This is a genomic window from Kribbella sp. NPDC000426 (genome assembly GCF_040300265.1).
GTDB lineage: Bacteria > Actinomycetota > Actinomycetes > Propionibacteriales > Kribbellaceae > Kribbella.
The window spans coordinates 357,837-375,540 of record NZ_JBEPDK010000008.1; the positions used below are offsets into that span (position 1 = coordinate 357,837).

The following is a 17,704-nucleotide window of genomic DNA, read 5'->3' on the forward strand; positions in this document are numbered from 1 at the left end:
GTCATCCCTTCGTCATGCTGACCGGCAATCGGACCGCCAGGCGCCAGGTCTGGCCCTCGGGCTCCGCGACCGGGCCGGCGTCGACGGTGCCGCGCAGTACGGCGACTCTTTCACGGATACCGGCCAGGCCGCGGCCGCCGCCGGAGTGATCGGACTTGCCGTTCATCGGGTTGGTGACCGCGAGCCGCAGCCCGGACGTATCCAGCCGGATCGACAGGTCCACGGCCAGCTCGCCGGCCGGGTGACCGGCGTGCCGGATCGCGTTGGTGAGGCCTTCCTGAACGATCCGGTACGCCTCCCGGGAGACCGCGGCCGGGAGCTGATCCAGGTCTCCTGACCGATCGACCTCGACCGTGATGCCGCCCGCGCGGGTGGCCTCGACGAGGCGGTCCAGGCCGCCGAGCGTGGCCTGCGGGGTGGTCCGGGAGCCGGGCCGACGGTCGTCGCGGAGCAGGCCGAGCACGTGGTCGAGATCGGCGAGTGCCGCCCGGGCCGAGGTCTCCATCGCGGCCAGTGCGGTCTCGGCGAAGTCGGGATCGCTGGCAAGCACCCGACGGGCCGCCGCGGCCTGGATGGTGACGAGGCTGAGGGCGTGCCCGACGCTGTCGTGCAGTTCGCGGGCGAGACGGTTGCGCTCGGCAAGCGTTGCGGTCTGTTGCTCGAGCAACTCGATCCGCTCGGCGGCGGTCGGACCGAGGACGCGCGGCGCGAGGTACGCCAGCAGTGCACCGACCGCGGCCGACAGCAGGAACAGCCCGGCGAGACCGCCGATCGCGGCGGCCGGCATCCAGAGGTCGGTCCAGTTGCCGCGGACGTGGTACGACCAGCCGGGCACGATGTCGCGCGATCCGGCCGACCGGAACGGCGCGGCCAGCCAGATCGCGCCGACGCCGAACACGATCGTGCTGAGGATGCCGATCACGCCGCCGGCGACCAGGTGCAGGCAGAACCAGGCGACGGTCCGCCGGCGCTGCGGCCAGGTCCGCGCCGGGCCGAGCGGCCGCTCGTCGAACCGCACCGCGAGCAGCGACTCGACCGCGATGCCCTCCACCTCGCGGACCGCGGGCAGCAGCCCGAGCACGACCGGCGGCACCAGTCCCATCAGCACCCAGATGATGCCGGTGGCAACTTTCGGCAGGCCCAGATCGGTGACCACCGCGCCGAGCGCGCTGTCGACCAGGATGAACGCCAGCACCAATGCCGCGCCGAGCAGCAGGTAGACCCAGCGCAGGTACGTCGACGTACGCCACAGGCTCCCGATCGCGTGTGCCACTGCTCTCACACCTCCATCGTGTCAAAGCCGGGCCGGTGTCACCTCCCTCGGCGGAGTGAGCGCGGGGAAACCCCTGCGTCCGGTCATCGGACGTGGCATGCCTCACCAAGAAGTTGAGGGTTTACGCAAATTTGACGCTGCAGGAGCCGGTTCTGCCCCCGCGGGCGTCGCGATCTGCTGCTCAGACAGGTACGGTCTGTGGTCGGGGCGGGTGCCCGTTCGGCTACGGACAGGTATGGGGAACGGCTCCAGGACGGGTGGCCAGCATGCTCTGCGAGGACCCGGCACGACGGACGTTAAGTCCCCGTGAAGACCCCGCGGGCGGATTGACCACCCTTCCATATTTGATGTTTGATCAAATATCGGGACGAGAGAGGTCGATATGAGGTTGAGGCGTTCCGTCATCGCGTTGATGGCGGTCCTGGGGCTCGCCCTGGTCAGTGCGTGCAATGGTGACGACAAAGGCGGTCAGGCGGACAACGGCCTGCAGAAGGTCAACTACCTGACGTCGTTCAACACCTTCGGCCGCGAGGCGTACGCGTACGTCGCGCTGGACAAGGGGTACTTCAAGGACGCCGGCTTCGACGTCAAGATCACCCCGGGTACCGGCACCGTCGACGTGATGAAGCTGGTGGCCGGCGGTCAGGCCGACTACGGCATCGGCGACTTCACCGCGGTCGTGATCACCCTCGGCAAGCAGAAGCTGCCGGTCACCACGGTGGGCATGATCCACCAGCGGTCGCTGGCCGCGATCATGTCGCTCAAGGGCTACGGCATCGAGAAGCCGCAGGACCTGGTCGGCAAGACGATCGCCGACCAGCCGGGCTCCACCAACACGGTGATGTTCCCGGTCTACGCCAAGGCGGTGCACATCGACCCGAAGTCGGTGACCTTCCTGCCTTCGCCGCCGCCGGCGCTGCCGAAACTGCTTGCCTCCGGCAAGGTCAAGGGCATCGGCCAGTTCGTGGTCGGCAAGCCGCTGATCCAGAAGGCCGACCCGTCGCACCGCGAGCCGGTCACGCTGGCGTACGGCGATGTGCTGCCGCAGCTGTACGGCAACGCGATCATCACCCGGTCCGACCTGGCCAAGGATCACCCCGACCAGGTGAAGAAGTTCACCGGCGCGCTGCTGAAGGGCCTGCAGGACACCGTCAACGACCCGGCGGGGTCCGCGGCGATCCTGAAGAAGTACGTCCCCGACACCGATCTCGCGGTCGCCACCAGCGAGCTGGAGATCATGAAGAAGTACACCAAGCCGGACGACTTCAAGGGTCCGCTCGGCGACGTCGACGTGGAGCGGGTCAAGACGATCATCTCGCTGCTGGAGCAGTCGACCGCGATCCAGAAGGGCGCCGTCACGCCGGACGACGTCGTGACGATGAGCCTGGCTCCGAAGAGCTAGGGGTGTCTGACCACTGATGATTCGCCTGGACGGCGTGGGGCAGGTCTTCGACGGACGCGAGGGCCGGGTGACCGCCCTCGAGAAGATCGACCTGCACGTCCGCGGCGGTGAGTTCGTCACGCTGATCGGCCGGTCCGGATGTGGCAAGTCCACTCTGCTCCGGCTGATCGCGGGACTGCTGCCGCCGACCTCCGGCTCGGTCGCGGTGGCGGACGAACCCGTCACCGGACCGCGCCGGGACGTTTCGTTCATGTTCCAGCGGCCGGCCCTGCTGCCGTGGCGCTCGGTGCTGTCGAACGTGATGCTGCCGGTCGAGATCGACAAGGGCGGCGACCGCAACAAGGCGGCGTACCGGGACCGCGCCCACCAGCTGCTCGAGCTGGTCGGTCTGCAAGGGTTCGAACGGCGGCTGCCGCACGAGCTGTCGGGCGGGATGCAGCAGCGGGTGTCGCTGTGCCGGTCGCTGATCCGCGACCCGCAGGTGATGCTGATGGACGAGCCGTTCTCCGCACTCGACGCACTCACCCGGACCGAGCTGTCCGAGGAGCTGCAGCGGATCAAGATGGAGCTGGCCACCACGATCGTGTTCGTCACGCACTCGATCGAGGAGGCCGTCGTGCTCGCGGACCGGGTGGTCGTGCTGACGCCGCGCCCGGGCCGGATGCGGGAGGTCGTCGACATCGACATCCCGCGGCCGCGCAGCCTCGCCCAGAACGCGTACGTCACCGAGGTGGCCACGATCAGCGCCCGGCTGCACGCGCTGCTCTCGGAGAAGGACAGCGAGGACCGGCGATGACCAAGCGTTCCTGGCTGACCAGTTCGCCGGCGGCCGCCATCATCCTGCCGATCATCGGGCTCGCGGCGACGATCGCGCTGTGGTGGGGCGCGACGGTCGTGTTCTCGATCCAGTCGTACCTGCTGCCGACGCCGTGGGAGGTGGTGGTCAAGTTCTTCGACCAGCCCGGCGAGCTGCTCTCGCAGACCGGTACGTCGCTGCTGGAGACGATCGAAGGCTTCCTGCTGGCGATCGTCATCGGAGTACCGATCGCGCTGGTGATCGTCCGCTCGGTGATCCTCGAGCGCCTGGTGTACCCGCTGCTGCTGATGGTGAACTCGATCCCGAAGGTCGCGATCGCCCCGCTGCTGGTGGTCTGGATGGGCTTCGGGCAGTGGCCGAAGGTCGTGATGGTGCTGCTGATGTGCTTCTTCCCGATCGTGATCTCGACCGCGCAGGGGATGAAGTCGACACCGACCGAGCTGGTCGAGCTGATGCGGTCGCTGAACGCGAGCCGGGCGCAGGAGTTCTTCAAGCTCCGGCTGCGGTACGCGATGCCGCAGATCTTCACCGGGTTCAAGGTCGCGATCTCGCTCGCGGTGATCGGCTCGGTGATCGCCGAATTCGTTGGCGCCACCAAGGGACTCGGGTACGTCATCCAGCAGTCCGGCGCGAGCGCCGACACCACGCTGGCGTTCGCCGCGATCGCGCTGCTCAGCGTGATGAGCATCGTCTTGTTCTACGGCTTGGTGCTCCTCGAGCACCTGCTGCTCCCGTGGGCCCAGGAGAAGCGGTGACGGCACAAGCATCCGACGCGGACCGGCGGGTGCTGGTTCGGCCTGACTGGCTGCAGGTCACTGTCTCGGCCGTGTTCACGGCGGTCGGGTTCGACCGGGAGGACGCGGACAAGATCGCCGCCGCGCTGGTCGAGGCGGATCTGCGCGGCGTGAGTTCGCACGGCGTGATGCTGGTCCCGATGTACGTCGAACGCCTGAACGCCGGCGGGGTGACCCGCGAGCGCGAGCTCGACATCCTGTTCGACGCCGGGGCCGCGATGGTCGCCGACGCCCGCGGCGGGATGGGTCAGCTGTCCAGCCCGCAGGCGATGGGGCACGCGATCGAGCGCGCCGGCCGGTACGGCATCGGCCTGGTCTCGGTCCGTAACGCGCACCACTTCGGCGCGGCCAGCCGCTGGGCCATGCAGGCCGGTCAGGCCGGGTGTATCGGTATCGCGATGTCGAACACCACGCCGTTGATGCCCGCTCCGGGCGGCGCCGAGCGGATCGTCGGCAACAACCCGCTCGCGATCGCGGTCCCGACCAAGGCCGGCGTGGAGATCGTGCTGGACATGGCGTTGTCGGCGGTTGCCCTGGGCAAGATCCGGCTGGCGGCCTCGGCCGGGCGGTCGATCCCCGACACCTGGGCGACCGATCCGTCAGGGACGCCGACGACCGACCCGGAGGAAGCCGTGCTCGGCATGCTGTTGCCGGCGGCCGGCCACAAGGGCTTCGGGCTGGCGCTGATGATCGACGTACTCACCGGGGTGCTGAGCGGCGGCGGGTGGGGCGACCAGGTCCGCCCGCTGTACCGCGAGCCGGACCGGCCGAACGACTGCGCGCACCTGTTCCTGGCGATCGATCCCGAGCTGATGGGCGGCGTGGAGAGTTTCCGCCTGCGCTCGTCGGGGCTGGCCGCGCGGGTCCGGGGGAGTGCGACGGCTCCGGGCGTGAACCGGCTGCACCTGCCGGGTGAGATCGAGGCGGAGCGGGCGGCGTACCAGCGCCGGCGCGGTGTGCTGATCGAGCGGTCCGGACTGGACGGGCTGCTGGAGGCGGCCCGCGCGGTCGGCGCCGTCGTACCGGCGGGAGGGGTGTTGAGCTGATGGGGAAGACACAGGTGTCGACGGCGGCGCTGCGGAGCCCGAACGGGGTGTTCTCGCAGGCCACGACGATCGAAGCGACCGGGCGGTTGGTATTCGTTTCCGGGATGACCGCCCGGCAGCCGGACGGCGGGATCGCCGGGGTCGGGGACGTCCGGGAACAGACCAGGCAGGTGTGCGAGAACGTGAAGGCGGCGGTCGAGGCCGCCGGCGGCACGCTCGCGGACGTCTGCCGGGTGGATGTGTACGTGCGCAACATGGAGGACTTCGCCAAGATCCACGAGATCCGGGCGCAGTACTTCACCGAGCCGCTGCCGGCGTCGACGATGGTCGAGGTCAGCAAGCTCGCACATCCCGATTACCTGATCGAGATCAACGCGATCGCCGTGATCGCATGACCCCGGGGGTGAGCTCTGTGCGTGGCGTCGAGTGGACCTGAGATGAAGTACGTGACGGTGGAGTACGCCGGGCGCGAGGTGCCCGGCGTACTCGACGGGGATTCGGTTCTGTTGCTATCAGCAACCGATTTGACCGCGGTGATCTCCGGATCGGCCGAGGTGGTCGAGAAGATCCCTTATGACGAAGCGATCCTGCGGGCGCCGCTGCGGCGGTTCCGGCGGGACATCCTGTGCACCGGGTGGAACTACTGGGACCACTTCGAGGAGAGCAAGGGCAAGCGCGAGGGCCAGGACGTCGACCGGCCCGAGCATCCGACGTTCTTCACCAAGGGTCCGGACGTGGTGATCGGTCCGTACGACGACATCGCCTGGGATCCGGCCATCTCCGCGAAGTGGGACTACGAGGCCGAGGTCGCGCTGGTGATCGGCATGACCGGCAAGAACATCGCTGTCGAGGACGCACTGGACCACGTCTGGGGCTACACGCTGGCGAACGACGTGTCCCAGCGGGACCTGCAGCGTGCCCACGGCGGCCAGTGGCTGAAGGGCAAGAGCATCGACAACACCATGCCGCTGGGTCCGTGGATCGTGACCGCCGACGAGGTGGGCGACCCACAGGACATCCAGCTGCAGTGCCTGGTGAACGGTGAGGTGCGCCAGGACGCGTCTACGCGGCAGATGGCGTTCGACGTGGCCACGCTGATCAGTGAGCTCTCGTTCGGGATGACGCTGCGCCCGGGCGACCTCCTGCTGACCGGTACGCCGGCCGGCATCGGCAACGCCCGCGAGCCACAGGTGTTCCTCCAGGACGGCGACGTGGTCGTCACCCGCTCCGACAAACTCGGCGAGCTGCGCAACAAGGTGGCACGAGCATGAGCGGGCCCCTGGAGCTGCTGCCAGGCGGCGGCAAGAGCGGACGCCGTACTCTCGCCGAGCACGCGGCCGCCGAGCTGCACCAACTGATCCTGTCCGGCGAGCTGCCGAGCGGTACGCCGTTGCGCCTCGTCGAGCTGGCCAGCCGGCTCGAGATGAGCCAGATGCCCGTGCGCGAAGGACTCCGTCGGCTGGAGGCGCTCGGGCTGGTCGAGATCATCCCGCACCGCGGTGCCTGGGTCCGCGACCTGTCGTTGTCCGACCTGCGCGACACTCACGAGACCCGGCTGGCGTTGGAGAGTCTCGCAGTACGGGCGGCTGCCGCACGGTTCACCGAGGAGGACCTGACGAAGGCAGCGGCCGCACTGGCCGAGCACCTCCGGCTGTCGCGGGCAGAGGACTCGGCGGGTGCCCGTGAGGCGCATGCGGACTTCCACTTCGCGATCTACCGGGCGAGCGGTTCACAGTGGTTGCCGCGAGCAATCGAGCCGGTGTGGCAGAACAGCGAGCGCTACCGGTTCGGGAGCCGGCCGACGGCGTTCCTGATCGAGAAGAGCCGGCAGGAGCACCAGGCGATCCTGGACGCGTGCGTCGCCCAGGACCCGGATGCGGCCGAGCAGGCGTTGCGCAGCCACCTGGCCGGCGCGTTCCAGCGGATCACCGAGACCATGACGTCGAAGCAGAAGGAGACGTCATGAAGGTGAGCTTCGACGCGACCGGTGAGGTCGTGGTGATCACAGGTGGCGCCCGCGGCATCGGTGCAGCGCTCGCACAAGCAGTCAACGGCGCCGGCGGTACTGCGATCGTCTTCGACGTCACGCCGCCGGCCGACGGTGTCGAGTACGTCGAGGTGGACGTCGCGGACAGGTCCGCCGTACAGGCTGCGGTGGCCGGTGTGCTGGAGCGGCACGGGCGGATCGACGGTCTGGTCGCCGGTGCGGCCGTGCAGCCGCGATCGACCGTCCTGGAGATGGATGCGGCCGAGTGGACCCGCACGCTGCAGGTGAACCTCGACGGTGTGGTCTGGGCGTGTCAGGCCGTCGTACCGCAGATGGTGGAGCGGCAGTCCGGTTCGGTGGTGGTGTTCACGTCGGGCCTGGCGTCGACCGGGTACGCGGGCGCGTCGGCGTACGCGGCGAGCAAGGCGGCGCTGGTGGCGTTCGCGAAGTCGCTGGCAGTCGAGGTGGCCGGCGATCGGGTCCGGGTGAACGTGGTCGCGCCAGGAGTGATCGACACCGAACAGTTCCGTACTGCGAACGGCGGTGCGGACCGGGAGCACTGGCACGACACCATAGGTATCGGCGATCCCGACGACGTGGTCGGGCCGCTGCTGTTCCTGCTGTCCGACGCGGCCGCGATGACCGGGTCGGTGCTGTCCCGGGAACGTGCTTTTGCCAAGCTGACGAGCTTCATCTAGGAGCATGGAGTGAATCAACTTCCTGTTGCGGTAGTCGGTGCCGGACCGATCGGTCTCACCGCTGCCCTCGGCCTGGAGCACTACGGCATCCCGTACGTGCTGCTGGAGGAGGACGCCACGCTGTCCTCCGACACCAAGGCCGGTACGACGCTCAGCCGGACGCTGGAGATCTGGAACCGGTACGGCGCGGTCGACCGCATCCTCGGCGCCGCACTGCGGATCGACGAGATCGGTGACATCGACCGCGCGACGAACACCCCGCGCGCCTCGGTGCAGCTGGCCGAGCTGGTCAACGACACGCAGTTCCCGTTCGTCATCAACCTGCCGCAGCAGAAGATGGAGCCGCTGCTGGCGGCCGCGCTGTCCACGCCGGTGCGGACGCAGCACCGGCTGACGTCGTTCGACGTACGCGAGGACCGCGTGGTGCTGCAGGTGGAGACGCCGGACGGGCCGCAGGAGCTCGAGGCGTCGTACCTGCTGGCCTGTGACGGCGGTCGGTCGCGGATCCGCGATGCGCTCGGGGTGAAGGTGGTGGGAGAGACCCTGCCCGAGCGGTACATGCTGATCGACGTCGTGGTTGACCTGGACGTCAACAACGCCAGGGACTACCCGTACCTCGCGTACTTCGCGGACAAGTCCGAGTGGATGGTCCTGATCCGGCAGCCCGACAACTGGCGGTTCCTGTTCCCGCTGGCGCCGGGCGCCGACACACCGGGCGACGAGGACCTGCTGGTGAAGGTGAAGCAGTTCATCGGCGAGGTGGACCGGATCGAGCTGCTCGGCTCGGTCGTCTACAACGTGCACCACCGGGTCGCCGAGCAGTGGACCGTCGATCGCAAGGTCTTCCTGATGGGCGACGCTGCTCACCTGATCACTCCGATGTGGGCGCTCGGCCTGAACACCGGTGCGCTGGACGCGTCGAACCTGCCGTGGCGACTGGCCTGGGTACTGCGCGGCTGGGCGGACCCGTCGTTGCTGGACGGGTACGAGCAGGAGCAGCGGCCGGTCGCAATCGAGGGCTCAGGCGAGATGGCCGAGGCTGCGCGGAAGTACATGTCGTTCCAGCAGGGGGCTGTCACCGCGGGAACGAGCGACTGGGCCACGGCGTACACCAGGACTCTGCTCAGTGTGCGGCTGGACGTGGACGGCTCTGGTGACTGGTCGATGGTTGCCACCTCGGCCGAGCCGCCTGCTGTGCGTGCCGGCGACCGGGCGCCGGACCTGGTGCTGCAGAGCCCGACCGGTCGCGTGACGATCCACGACCTGTGCCGGGACTCGTTCGTTGCCCTGTACTTCACCGATGTCCGGCGGCGCCCGGAGATCCCGGTGAACGGTTCGCCTGCGCTGCACCACTACGCGGTGTCCCGGTGGGACGCACCGCATGACTCCGGTCTGCGGGACCGGGCGCTGTTCGACCCCGGAAGCGTCGCCACGAAGCGGTACGGCGTACCGCCGGAGAGCGTCGTACTGCTCCGTCCGGACGGGCATGTGGCTGCGGTGGCTCCGATGGGTACCGGGGTTGCTTCAGCGCTGTACACCCACATCACTGGTCGGGAGGCGCCGTGACCGGTTTCGACGAGCCGCTGCGGGAGATCCTGCTGCAGACGGACGATCTGGAGTGGGTCGAGAAGTCGCTGGACGGCTTGTCCCACAAGATGCTGTGGCGGGACCCGGAGACCGAGGCCTCGATCGCACTGGTGCGGTTCGAGAAGGGCTCCGGTATTCCGTCCGTGCACAAGCACGCCTCGAACCAGTTCATGTTCTGCCTGTCCGGCCGGTACGTGTACCTGCCGACCGGGACCACGCTGACCAAGGGCAGCTTCTACTGGAACCCCAAGGGCGTGACGCACGGACCCACGCGGGCAGAGGAGACCTCTGTCCTGCTCGAGGTGTACGACGGGCCGCACTATCCGGAGCGGCCGGACTTCTACGACAACGACGAGGACGCCCGCTGACATGGCCGGTTGGGACGTCCACACGCACCTGATCCCGCCGACCGTCCTGTCGGCGGCGCACCGGGGTGAGTTCGGGCTGTCCGTCGACAGCGGTTCGCTGGTGATCGACGGACAGCGTCTGCCGCTGGGCAAGCTCGCCGACCCGACGGCCCTGCTGCACTGGATCACCGAGCAGTCGCTGGACGGTGCTGTCGTCTCCGTGCCGCCTGCTCTCTTCCGGTACGACGCCGGTGTCGAGTGGTCCGAGCTGGTCAACCAGGGACTGCGGGAGCTCGCCACACCGCAGCTGCGTGTGCTCGCGCATCTCCCGCTGCTGGACCCGGCAGCGCCGGCCGTGGCTGCCGGTCTGGCCGGTGAAGGCGTCTTCGGCGGGTTCGCACTGGGTACGCCGAGCTATGCCGGGCTGGATCCGGTCTGGCGGGTACTGGACGCGCTGGAGGCGTTCACGCTGATTCACCCCGGCAACAGTGACGACAAGCGGCTTGATTCGTTCTACTTGTCGAACCTGTTGGGGAATCCGTACGAGACCGGAGTGGCCGCCGCTTCGCTCGTCTTCGCCGACGTGCCGGGGCGGTTTCCAGGGATCCGGTTCTGCTTGTGCCATGGGGGTGGTGTGACGGCGGCTGTTGCCGGCCGGTGGCAGCGCGGGATCGATACGGAACGGCCCGGGATCGAGCCGGTGTCGCTGCCGGTCGCGGAGGCGCTGCGCCGGTTCTACGTCGACGACCTGGTGCACGACGACGCCGTACTGGAACTGCTGATGTCGACGTTCGGTGCCGAGCGGGTGCTGGCCGGGAGTGACTGGCCGTTCCCGATGGGCAGCGACGGGGTGTCCACTGAGCGGTCCACTGAGCGGTCCGCGACGGCCGAGGTGCTGACCCGGCCGTTGGCGAAGGAGGTCGCCGCGTGGTGAGACGAGTGTTCTGTCTGGTCGAGGTTGTGATCAGATATCAAATCGTGAACGGGGATGAGGCGTGAGTACACGGGGGACTGTCTTGCACAGTCACGGACCTGGTGGGGAGCTGAAGGCCGAAGAGGTCGAGCTGACCGCCGGTCCGGGTGAGACGTTGGTGGAGATGCGGCTGGCCGCCGTGACCGCACAGGACCGGTCGACGCTGGCCGGCCAGCAGCCGTCGGTGCCGTTCGTGCCGGGCTCCGAGGGAACTGGCGTGGTCGTCAGTTCGGATGCCGTCGAGGCCGGGACGGCTGTGCTCGTCCGGGGCGACGGTGTAGGCGTGACGAGAGGCGGCGTGTGGGGTCGGTACGCCGTCGTTCCGGATGGCGCCGTACATCGGCTGCCGTCGTCGTTGGAGCCGGGAGCGGCGCTTACGCTGCTGACGCAGGCGTTGACTGCCCACACCGCAGTACGGCGGGTGGCCGACGTACTGAAGGGCGAGACCGTTGTCGTCACCGGGGTGAACGGAGTGCTCGGGCGGATGTGCGCTGCGATCGCACGGTCGGCCGGTGCGGAGCGGGTGATTGGTCTGGTGTCGCTGGAGGCGGCTGTTGACGCGGCGACCGCGCTGGTGGACCAGATCGTGCGCGTAGACGGACTGGGTCAGGTTGGTCGGGAGCTGCAGTGGTGTGACGCGGCGATCGACACCATGGGTGGTCCGGTGGCCGGTGGGGTGCTGGGACACATCGCCCCGGGCGGGCGGATCGCCGTACTGGGTTATAAGGCCGGTGAGTTCACCACGATCGATCTGCACCAGTTGATCGGACGGGACCTCCGGGTGCTGCCGGTGAACATGCAGCGCACCGCTCTGGCACCGGATGCGGTCGGCCAGGCACTCGCAGATATCGCGTCGGCATCTTGGCGAGCGGAGTACGACGTGGTGCCCGCGGACCGGGCCGGTGACGTGCTGGATCGTGCCGCGGGACGTGTGTTGCTGGACCTGACCGCGCTGGCGTGAAGAGCTGCCGCTGGCCTAGACCACTTGTGTTTGCAGGAGCCTGAGCTGAGCAATCCGTCGCCGAAGGCCCGCAGATACCCGAGCGACGGCTACGGTACCTCCAGAGCTGAATAGGAGAGAGGCAGCCAGCTACTGATGATCCGACGACTCGAGCTCACGCCTGGGGGGCCGACCGGCCGTCGTACGCTCGCCGAGGAAGCCGCCGCCGAACTGCACGAACTCATCCTGTCCGGCGAGCTTCCCAGTGGTACGGCGCTGCGGCTCGAGGAGCTCGCTAAACGGCTGGACATGAGCCAGATGCCGATCCGCGAAGGGCTGCGCCGGATGGCGGCGCTCGGACTGGTCGAGATCGTCCCGCACAAGGGCGCCTGGGTCCGGGAGCTGTCCATGGAGGACCTGCGCGACACCCACGCGACCCGGCTGGCGCTGGAGTCCCTTGCCGTGCGTGCGGCTGCGACGCGGTTCTCCGACTCGGACGCCTCGACCGCCCGGGACGCACTGGCCGAGCATGTCCGGTTGTCGAAGCTGGGCGACAACATCGCGTCCCGGCAGGCGCACACCGAGTTCCACTTCGCCATCTACCGCGCCGGCGGTTCGCGGTGGCTGCCGCGAGCGATCGAGCCGGTCTGGCAGAACAGTGAGCGCTACCGGTTCGGCTCCCGGCAGACCAAGGCGCGCATCGAGCAGACCCGGCGGGAGCACCAGGCGATCCTCGACGCGTGCGTTGCGCACGACGAGGCAGGCGCCGAGTCCGCGCTGCGCGAGCACCTGGAGGGTGCGATGCAGCGCATCACCGAGACGATGGAGCGTCGCTCGGCCAAGCCGTGAGCTCTTCGAACCTGTCGTGCTGCCAGCCGGTTGCGTCGAACACCGCTCGCAGCAGCAGTCCGTCACTGCTCGCCCGGTGGACACCGATGAGCTCTTCGAGCGGCTTGCTGCCCAGGCCGTCGTAGTACGCGTCGAGTGCCTGCCGTCTGCGCTGCTCGGACGCTCCGCTGATCTCCTCGAGCGGGGTGTCACATCCGGTGACGTGGCCTGACCCGATCTGCTGTCCCGGGGCCAACTGTTGGACTAGACGCTCTCCTGCGCGCACATCCTCTGCTCTTACTCGGGCACCTAGGGCCCGGCAGTGGACGTGCTGGAGTGCTCGCTGGACTGCTTGGGAGATGGCTATGTGGTCCGGGTGGCCAGTGAGCCCGTCCCTGCCGACGCTCAGGATGAGCTCCGGCCCGATCGCGTTGACCGCTGCCTCGACCTCCGCCGCCAACTCAACCGCATCAGCCGCAGCCGGCGTCCCCGGCCCACCCAGCCCTCCGTCATCGACCCACCGACCACCACCCCTGCCGGCCGCTACGGCCGCAGCGCCATCGGCACCGAGCCAACTCCACTCGTCGATGCCCAGCAGTGCGCACGAGCGGGTGAGGTGGTCCGCGGCTCCGTGCATGCCGGCGGTGGCAACACGCAGTACGACGTGCCAGCCCTGCTCGTGCAGCACGGAGGTCGCGGCGCCGGTGGCGAACACCTCGTCGTCCGGGTGCGCGTGGACGACGAGCGCCGTACGCATCAGTCGGCGAGGCGGGCCGGGAAGCCGCCGGTGGCGAGCGGACCCCAGCGCTCCGGGGTGATGCGGATCAGGCACTTGCCCTGCTTCACCATGGCCTCGCGGTACTCGTCCCAGTCCGGGTGCTCGCCGGAGATCGCACGGTAGTAGTCGACCAGCGGCTCCACCGCGTCCGGCAGCTCGATCACCTCGCCGCTCCCGTCCACCTGCACCCAGGCGCCGTTCCACTCGTCCGACAGCACGAGCACGCCGGCCTTGCCGGTCCGCTTCACGTTGGTGCTCTTGGCCCGCTCCGGGTACGACGAGATGACGATGCGGCCCTCGGTGTCCACACCTCCGGACACCGGCGACGCCTGCGCCGTCCCGTCCGCGCGGTACGTGATCAGCAGCATGTGGTGACGGGGACGCACAAACTCCAGCAGTCCCTCGAGGTCGACCTTGGTGTTGGTAGCAATAGTCCGCGGCATGGCCACCACCCTATGCGCACCCTATGCGCCCCGTTCGAGCTCCTGCGGGGTGAGGAGGTGTTCCAGCTCGTCGTCGGAGAGCTGATTGATGAGGTGCTTGTAGCGCTGCGCCTGGGCGGTCGTGGGAAGCAGGCCGGTCAGCAGGTCTGGCAGGAGAAGCTCGTAGCCGGCCCGGGCGCGCGGTGTGTAGCGGTTCCGGGTGCGGGCGACAGCTGAGGACACGCGGATCGCGTGCTCGTTTCCTGGCGGGACGCCGGGACGGTCCGTCTCACGCGCTGCGAAGCGGAAGCCGTTCGCCTGGTCGCAGCTCGCGCATCCCACATCGCCGGCGCCGAGGATGGATCCGCAGTCCGGGCAGGTCAGCTGGTCGAGTGCACCGTCGACGATCCGCCAGTCGAACTCGGAGGTGTCCTGGAGCACGATCGCGGCCAGTTCACGTGCTTCCGACGTACCTGGGCGGGCGCCGGACTCGGCGCAGAAACTGTCCCAGGCGGCGTCGATACTGTCCTGGATATCTCGCAGCGCGGCGGTGAACCGGGGGTCTTCGACGCGTCGCACGGCTGCGACTCTAGCCAGATCCCGGGCCTGTGGACGACCGGATTGACATGTTCGAACAGGTGTTCGAACATGGATTCATGACGGGGAACGAGGCAGCAACGGGCCGGGTCACGGCACTCGACCAGGCACGGCTGCTCCTCGCCCAGGTCAAGGCGCGGAAGGCCGCCGAAAACGACGCGGGAAACGACGCCGCAGACGACGCTGGAATCGCTGCTGGGGAGAGTGCCTGGCCGGCTCCGGTCACCGGCCGGGTGCCGTCGGTTGCGCGGGTGCAGCAGGCGTTGGATACGGCGGGGGTGGATCGGGAGCTGCCGACGCATCCGGCGGTGAGCGAGCTGCTGGCAGGGGCGAGCCTGCGCGGCGGCTCGGTGTACTCCGTTCGTGGCAGTGCCGCCCTGGTGATGGCGTTGATGGCGGGGCCGTCCGCGGAGGGCGCCTGGTGCGGTGTCGTCGGGGTGCCGTCGTTCGGTGCCGAGGCGGCGCGTGGGCTCGGGGTCGATCTGGAGCGGCTCGTGCTGGTCCCGGATCCGGGTCGCGAATGGCTCAGCGTCGTCGCCGCGTTGGTGGACGCGCTGACGGTGGTGGTCGTCCGGCCGCCCGGGGAGGTGACACCGGGGGAGGCGTCCCGGCTCGCCGCCCGGCTCCGGACCCGCGGCGCGATGCTGATCGCGTATGGGTCGTGGCCCGGCAGCGAGGCCCGGTTCGAGATCGAGAGCAGCACCTGGACCGGTCTCGGTGACGGCGAGGGGCTGATCACCGCCCGCCGGGCCACGGTCGCGGTGACCGGTCGACGGGCGGCCGTCCGTGCTCGTCGGCATGAGCTCTGGCTGCCCGGCCCGGACGGTGCGGTCCGGCCTGCCGAGCCGGCGCGTGCGGCCGACCTGTTTCGTGAGGAAGGCCCGGGCTGGCAGGAAGAGTGGGCGGACCAGATCGGCGCGGTGGGCTGATGGGCGGCCGCGGACTCACCCGCACGATGGTGATCTGGGTGCCCGACTGGCCGGTGACGGCGGCCGCGGTGGCGACCGGGCGCTCGCCGGACGATCCGATCGTCGTGCTGGAGAAGGGGAAGGTGCTCGCCACCTCGGCGGCTGCCCGGGCCGAAGGGGTGCGGCGCGGGCAGCGGGCCCGGGACGCGCAGTCGCGGTGCCCGGAGCTGGTCGTGCTGAAGTACGACCCGGTGATCGACGCGCGCGCGTTCGACCCGGTGATCGCGTGCCTGGAGGCGATCACGCCGGGGGTGCAGGTGATCCGCCCGGGCATGTGTGCGTTGAAGGCACGTGGTCCGGCCAGGTTCTACGGCAGCGAGGAGAGGGCGGCGGAGAAGCTGCTCGACCGGCTGGAGACGTTCGACGTGCCGGGCAGCCGGGTCGGGATCGCCGACGGTCCGTTCGCCGCGGAGCAGGCGGCGCGGGCGAGCTCCGCGCGGACCAGGGTGCAGGTGGTGCCGCCGGGCGGATCGCCGGAGTTCCTCGCGCCGTTGTCGGTCGACCTGCTCGAGCAGCCGGAGCTCACGGATCTGCTGCGCCGGCTGGGGTTGCGGTCGCTGGGTGCGTTCGCCGGGCTGTCCGCGACGGAGGTGCTGACCCGGTTCGGTCCCAGCGGCGCCTTCGCCCATCGGCTCGCGAGCGGATCCGACGATCGTCCGGTGACCGGCCGGGAGGTCCCGCCGGAATTGACCCGCACGCTCGACTTCGAGCCGTCCGTCGACCGCGTCGACCAGGTCGCGTTCGCGGTCCGCGCGATCGCCGACGAGCTGATCGTCCGGCTGACCGAGCTCGGCCTGGTGTGTACGACGCTGCGGGTCGAGGTCGGCACCGAGTCCGGGCGGATCCACGAGCGGGAGTGGCTACATCCGCGCTGGTTCACCGCGGCGGACGTGGTGGACCGCGTGCGTTGGCAGCTGCAGGGGAGCGGCACGGCGACCAGTGAGCTGACGTCACCCGTCGTGCGGATCCGGTTGATCCCGGACCAGGCGGATCCGGTCGGCGCGCATGTCGACGGGTTGTGGGGCGGCGGGCCGGATGAGCGGATCCACCGGGCGTTGTCGCGGGTGCAGAGCATGCTCGGTCACGGCGCGGTCGTGTCGGTGGTGATCGGCGGCGGCCGAGGATTCGCAGAGCGCCAGACACTGATCCCCTGGGGTGACCCGCCTGTGCCGGCGAGGCCGCCCGACCAGCCCTGGCCGGGGTCGATCACCGGGCCGAGCGCTGAGCCGGGGCCGGGCAGCGGGTCCATCACCGGCACTGGGGCGAAGCGCTGGCCGGTGCCGGCGCCGACCACGATCTTCCCCGAGCCGATCCCCGCGAAGGTGTTCGCCGCGGACGGCACCCAGGTCTCGGTCAGCGCCCGCGGTGAGCTGTCCGGCGAACCGGCCGCCTTCTCCTTGCTGTCCGCCGGCGGTGCCGGCGTTCAAGTTGCCGACAGCAACAAACTCCACCCGATCACGGCCTGGGCCGGCCCCTGGCTCAGCACCGAACGCTGGTGGGACCCCGCCACCGAGTCCCGCCAGGCCCGCTTCCAGTTCCAGACCGCCGACACCCGAGCCTGGCTCTTCACCCTCCACCGAACAACCTGGCAGGCCCAAGCCACCTACGACTGATCACACGAAGTCGATGCGCATGACTGTGCGGCGGAGGGTGGGGTGGGTGAGTTGTTTGAAGCCGGCTTCTTCGAAGGCTTGGTGGGGGCCGACGTGGAGTTCGCCCCAGGTGATGGTCTTGCCGGGTTGGGTGAACATCGGGTAGGCCTCGAGTGCGCGGGCGCCGCGGCTGCGGGCGTAGGGGATCGTGGCGCGGGCCAGGTGATAGGTGAGGCCGCGGCCGCGGAAGCCTTTGCGGACCGTCATGCAGGTGACTGCCCAGACGCTCTCGTCGTCCTTGTCCTCGGAGCGGTCGGCCCACGGCACCCGCGACGTCCGCAGCTTCGGGTAGGCCGTGCGCGGCTCGACGGCGACCCAGCCGGCCGGCTCGCCGTCGACGTACGCCACCAGGCCGGTCGTCGACTTCGCGTCCGGCATGTCGCACGCGGTCTGGTCCTGGAGCCGCGTCATCCGCTCGTCCAGCGTCGAGTCCCGCCAGATCCACCCGCGGATCTTGAACCGCTGGCACTGGCACTCACCGGCGTCCGTGGTACCGAAGATCGTTTGCAGGTCTTCCCACGACGCCTCGTTCGCCGGTACGACGGTCAACTGCGACTCATCGATCACCATGCCCGCAGATTAACGCCGGTTCCGG

General features: G+C 69.3%; 20 protein-coding genes. 15 read left to right on the forward strand and 5 right to left on the reverse strand.

Features of this window, described 5'->3' with window-relative positions; translation table 11 throughout:
* Window position 1: 1 nt before the first annotated feature.
* Complete coding sequence (locus tag ABT313_RS36225) at window positions 2-1,282, reverse strand: sensor histidine kinase (protein ID WP_350863354.1); 1,281 nt, start codon at window positions 1,280-1,282, stop codon at window positions 2-4.
* Window positions 1,283-1,655: 373 nt separating this feature from the next.
* Between ABT313_RS36225 and ABT313_RS36230 the strand changes: the two genes are divergently transcribed.
* The 13 genes from ABT313_RS36230 to ABT313_RS36290 all read left to right on the forward strand — a co-directional run bounded on the left by ABT313_RS36230 (window position 1,656) and on the right by ABT313_RS36290 (window position 12,713).
* Complete coding sequence (locus tag ABT313_RS36230) at window positions 1,656-2,675, forward strand: ABC transporter substrate-binding protein (protein ID WP_350863357.1); 1,020 nt, start codon at window positions 1,656-1,658, stop codon at window positions 2,673-2,675.
* Window positions 2,676-2,691: 16 nt separating this feature from the next.
* Window positions 2,692-3,471 carry an ABC transporter ATP-binding protein gene (locus ABT313_RS36235; protein ID WP_350863360.1) on the forward strand — a complete coding sequence of 260 codons (780 nt, stop codon included), beginning with the start codon at window positions 2,692-2,694 and terminating at the stop codon, window positions 3,469-3,471.
* Window positions 3,468-4,247: an ABC transporter permease gene (locus ABT313_RS36240; protein ID WP_350863363.1), complete on the forward strand. Its 780-nt coding sequence runs from the start codon at window positions 3,468-3,470 to the stop codon at window positions 4,245-4,247. The genes ABT313_RS36235 and ABT313_RS36240 overlap by 4 nt, the downstream gene beginning before the upstream one ends.
* Window positions 4,244-5,332, forward strand: a complete 1,089-nt coding sequence (locus ABT313_RS36245; RefSeq protein ID WP_350863366.1) for an Ldh family oxidoreductase — start codon at window positions 4,244-4,246, stop codon at window positions 5,330-5,332. Before ABT313_RS36240 ends, ABT313_RS36245 begins: the two co-directional genes overlap by 4 nt.
* Window positions 5,332-5,727, forward strand: a complete 396-nt coding sequence (locus ABT313_RS36250) for a RidA family protein (protein ID WP_350863369.1) — start codon at window positions 5,332-5,334, stop codon at window positions 5,725-5,727. The genes ABT313_RS36245 and ABT313_RS36250 overlap by 1 nt, the downstream gene beginning before the upstream one ends.
* 42 nt (window positions 5,728-5,769) lie before the next feature.
* Entirely contained in the window at window positions 5,770-6,603 is an 834-nt protein-coding gene (locus ABT313_RS36255) for a fumarylacetoacetate hydrolase family protein (RefSeq protein WP_350863371.1), read from the forward strand.
* Entirely contained in the window at window positions 6,600-7,298 is a 699-nt protein-coding gene (locus tag ABT313_RS36260) for a GntR family transcriptional regulator (protein ID WP_350863374.1), read from the forward strand. The genes ABT313_RS36255 and ABT313_RS36260 overlap by 4 nt, the downstream gene beginning before the upstream one ends.
* Window positions 7,295-8,017, forward strand: coding sequence for an SDR family NAD(P)-dependent oxidoreductase (locus ABT313_RS36265; RefSeq protein ID WP_350863377.1), 723 nt, complete (start codon window positions 7,295-7,297; stop codon window positions 8,015-8,017). The genes ABT313_RS36260 and ABT313_RS36265 overlap by 4 nt, the downstream gene beginning before the upstream one ends.
* Window positions 8,018-8,026: 9 nt before the next feature.
* Complete coding sequence (locus tag ABT313_RS36270; protein ID WP_350863380.1) at window positions 8,027-9,583, forward strand: FAD-dependent monooxygenase; 1,557 nt, start codon at window positions 8,027-8,029, stop codon at window positions 9,581-9,583.
* Window positions 9,580-9,972, forward strand: coding sequence for a cupin domain-containing protein (locus tag ABT313_RS36275; protein ID WP_350863383.1), 393 nt, complete (start codon window positions 9,580-9,582; stop codon window positions 9,970-9,972). The genes ABT313_RS36270 and ABT313_RS36275 overlap by 4 nt, the downstream gene beginning before the upstream one ends.
* Before the next feature lies 1 nt (window position 9,973).
* On the forward strand, window positions 9,974-10,885 hold the full coding sequence (locus ABT313_RS36280) for an amidohydrolase family protein (protein WP_350863386.1): 912 nt from the start codon (window positions 9,974-9,976) through the stop codon (window positions 10,883-10,885).
* 61 nt (window positions 10,886-10,946) lie between these two features.
* Window positions 10,947-11,885 carry an alcohol dehydrogenase catalytic domain-containing protein gene (locus ABT313_RS36285; RefSeq protein ID WP_350863389.1) on the forward strand — a complete coding sequence of 313 codons (939 nt, stop codon included), beginning with the start codon at window positions 10,947-10,949 and terminating at the stop codon, window positions 11,883-11,885.
* Window positions 11,886-12,020: 135 nt separating this feature from the next.
* Window positions 12,021-12,713 (forward strand): GntR family transcriptional regulator, encoded by a 693-nt coding sequence (locus ABT313_RS36290; RefSeq protein WP_350863392.1) that lies wholly within the window; start codon window positions 12,021-12,023, stop codon window positions 12,711-12,713.
* Here the strand turns inward: ABT313_RS36290 and ABT313_RS36295 are convergent.
* The 3 genes from ABT313_RS36295 to ABT313_RS36305 are packed head-to-tail and all read right to left on the reverse strand — an operon-like array spanning window position 12,676 to window position 14,471.
* Window positions 12,676-13,449 (reverse strand): PIG-L family deacetylase, encoded by a 774-nt coding sequence (locus ABT313_RS36295; RefSeq protein WP_350863396.1) that lies wholly within the window; start codon window positions 13,447-13,449, stop codon window positions 12,676-12,678. The two genes, ABT313_RS36290 and ABT313_RS36295, sit on opposite strands and share 38 nt — an antisense overlap.
* Window positions 13,449-13,913: a PPOX class F420-dependent oxidoreductase gene (locus ABT313_RS36300; protein ID WP_137254761.1), complete on the reverse strand. Its 465-nt coding sequence runs from the start codon at window positions 13,911-13,913 to the stop codon at window positions 13,449-13,451. The genes ABT313_RS36295 and ABT313_RS36300 overlap by 1 nt, the downstream gene beginning before the upstream one ends.
* A gap of 21 nt (window positions 13,914-13,934) precedes the next feature.
* Complete coding sequence (locus ABT313_RS36305) at window positions 13,935-14,471, reverse strand: hypothetical protein (RefSeq protein ID WP_350863402.1); 537 nt, start codon at window positions 14,469-14,471, stop codon at window positions 13,935-13,937.
* 77 nt (window positions 14,472-14,548) lie between these two features.
* Here ABT313_RS36305 and imuA' point away from each other — a divergent pair, with 77 nt between their 5' ends.
* Window positions 14,549-15,418, forward strand: a complete 870-nt coding sequence (gene imuA', locus ABT313_RS36310) for a DnaE2-dependent mutagenesis accessory factor ImuA' (protein ID WP_350863405.1) — start codon at window positions 14,549-14,551, stop codon at window positions 15,416-15,418.
* On the forward strand, window positions 15,418-17,070 hold the full coding sequence (locus ABT313_RS36315) for a DNA polymerase Y family protein (protein WP_350863408.1): 1,653 nt from the start codon (window positions 15,418-15,420) through the stop codon (window positions 17,068-17,070). The genes imuA' and ABT313_RS36315 overlap by 1 nt, the downstream gene beginning before the upstream one ends.
* Here ABT313_RS36315 and ABT313_RS36320 read toward each other — a convergent pair whose 3' ends face one another.
* Complete coding sequence (locus tag ABT313_RS36320; protein ID WP_350863411.1) at window positions 17,071-17,679, reverse strand: GNAT family N-acetyltransferase; 609 nt, start codon at window positions 17,677-17,679, stop codon at window positions 17,071-17,073. It abuts the gene before it with no gap.
* Between the last annotated feature and the right edge of the window lie 25 nt (window positions 17,680-17,704).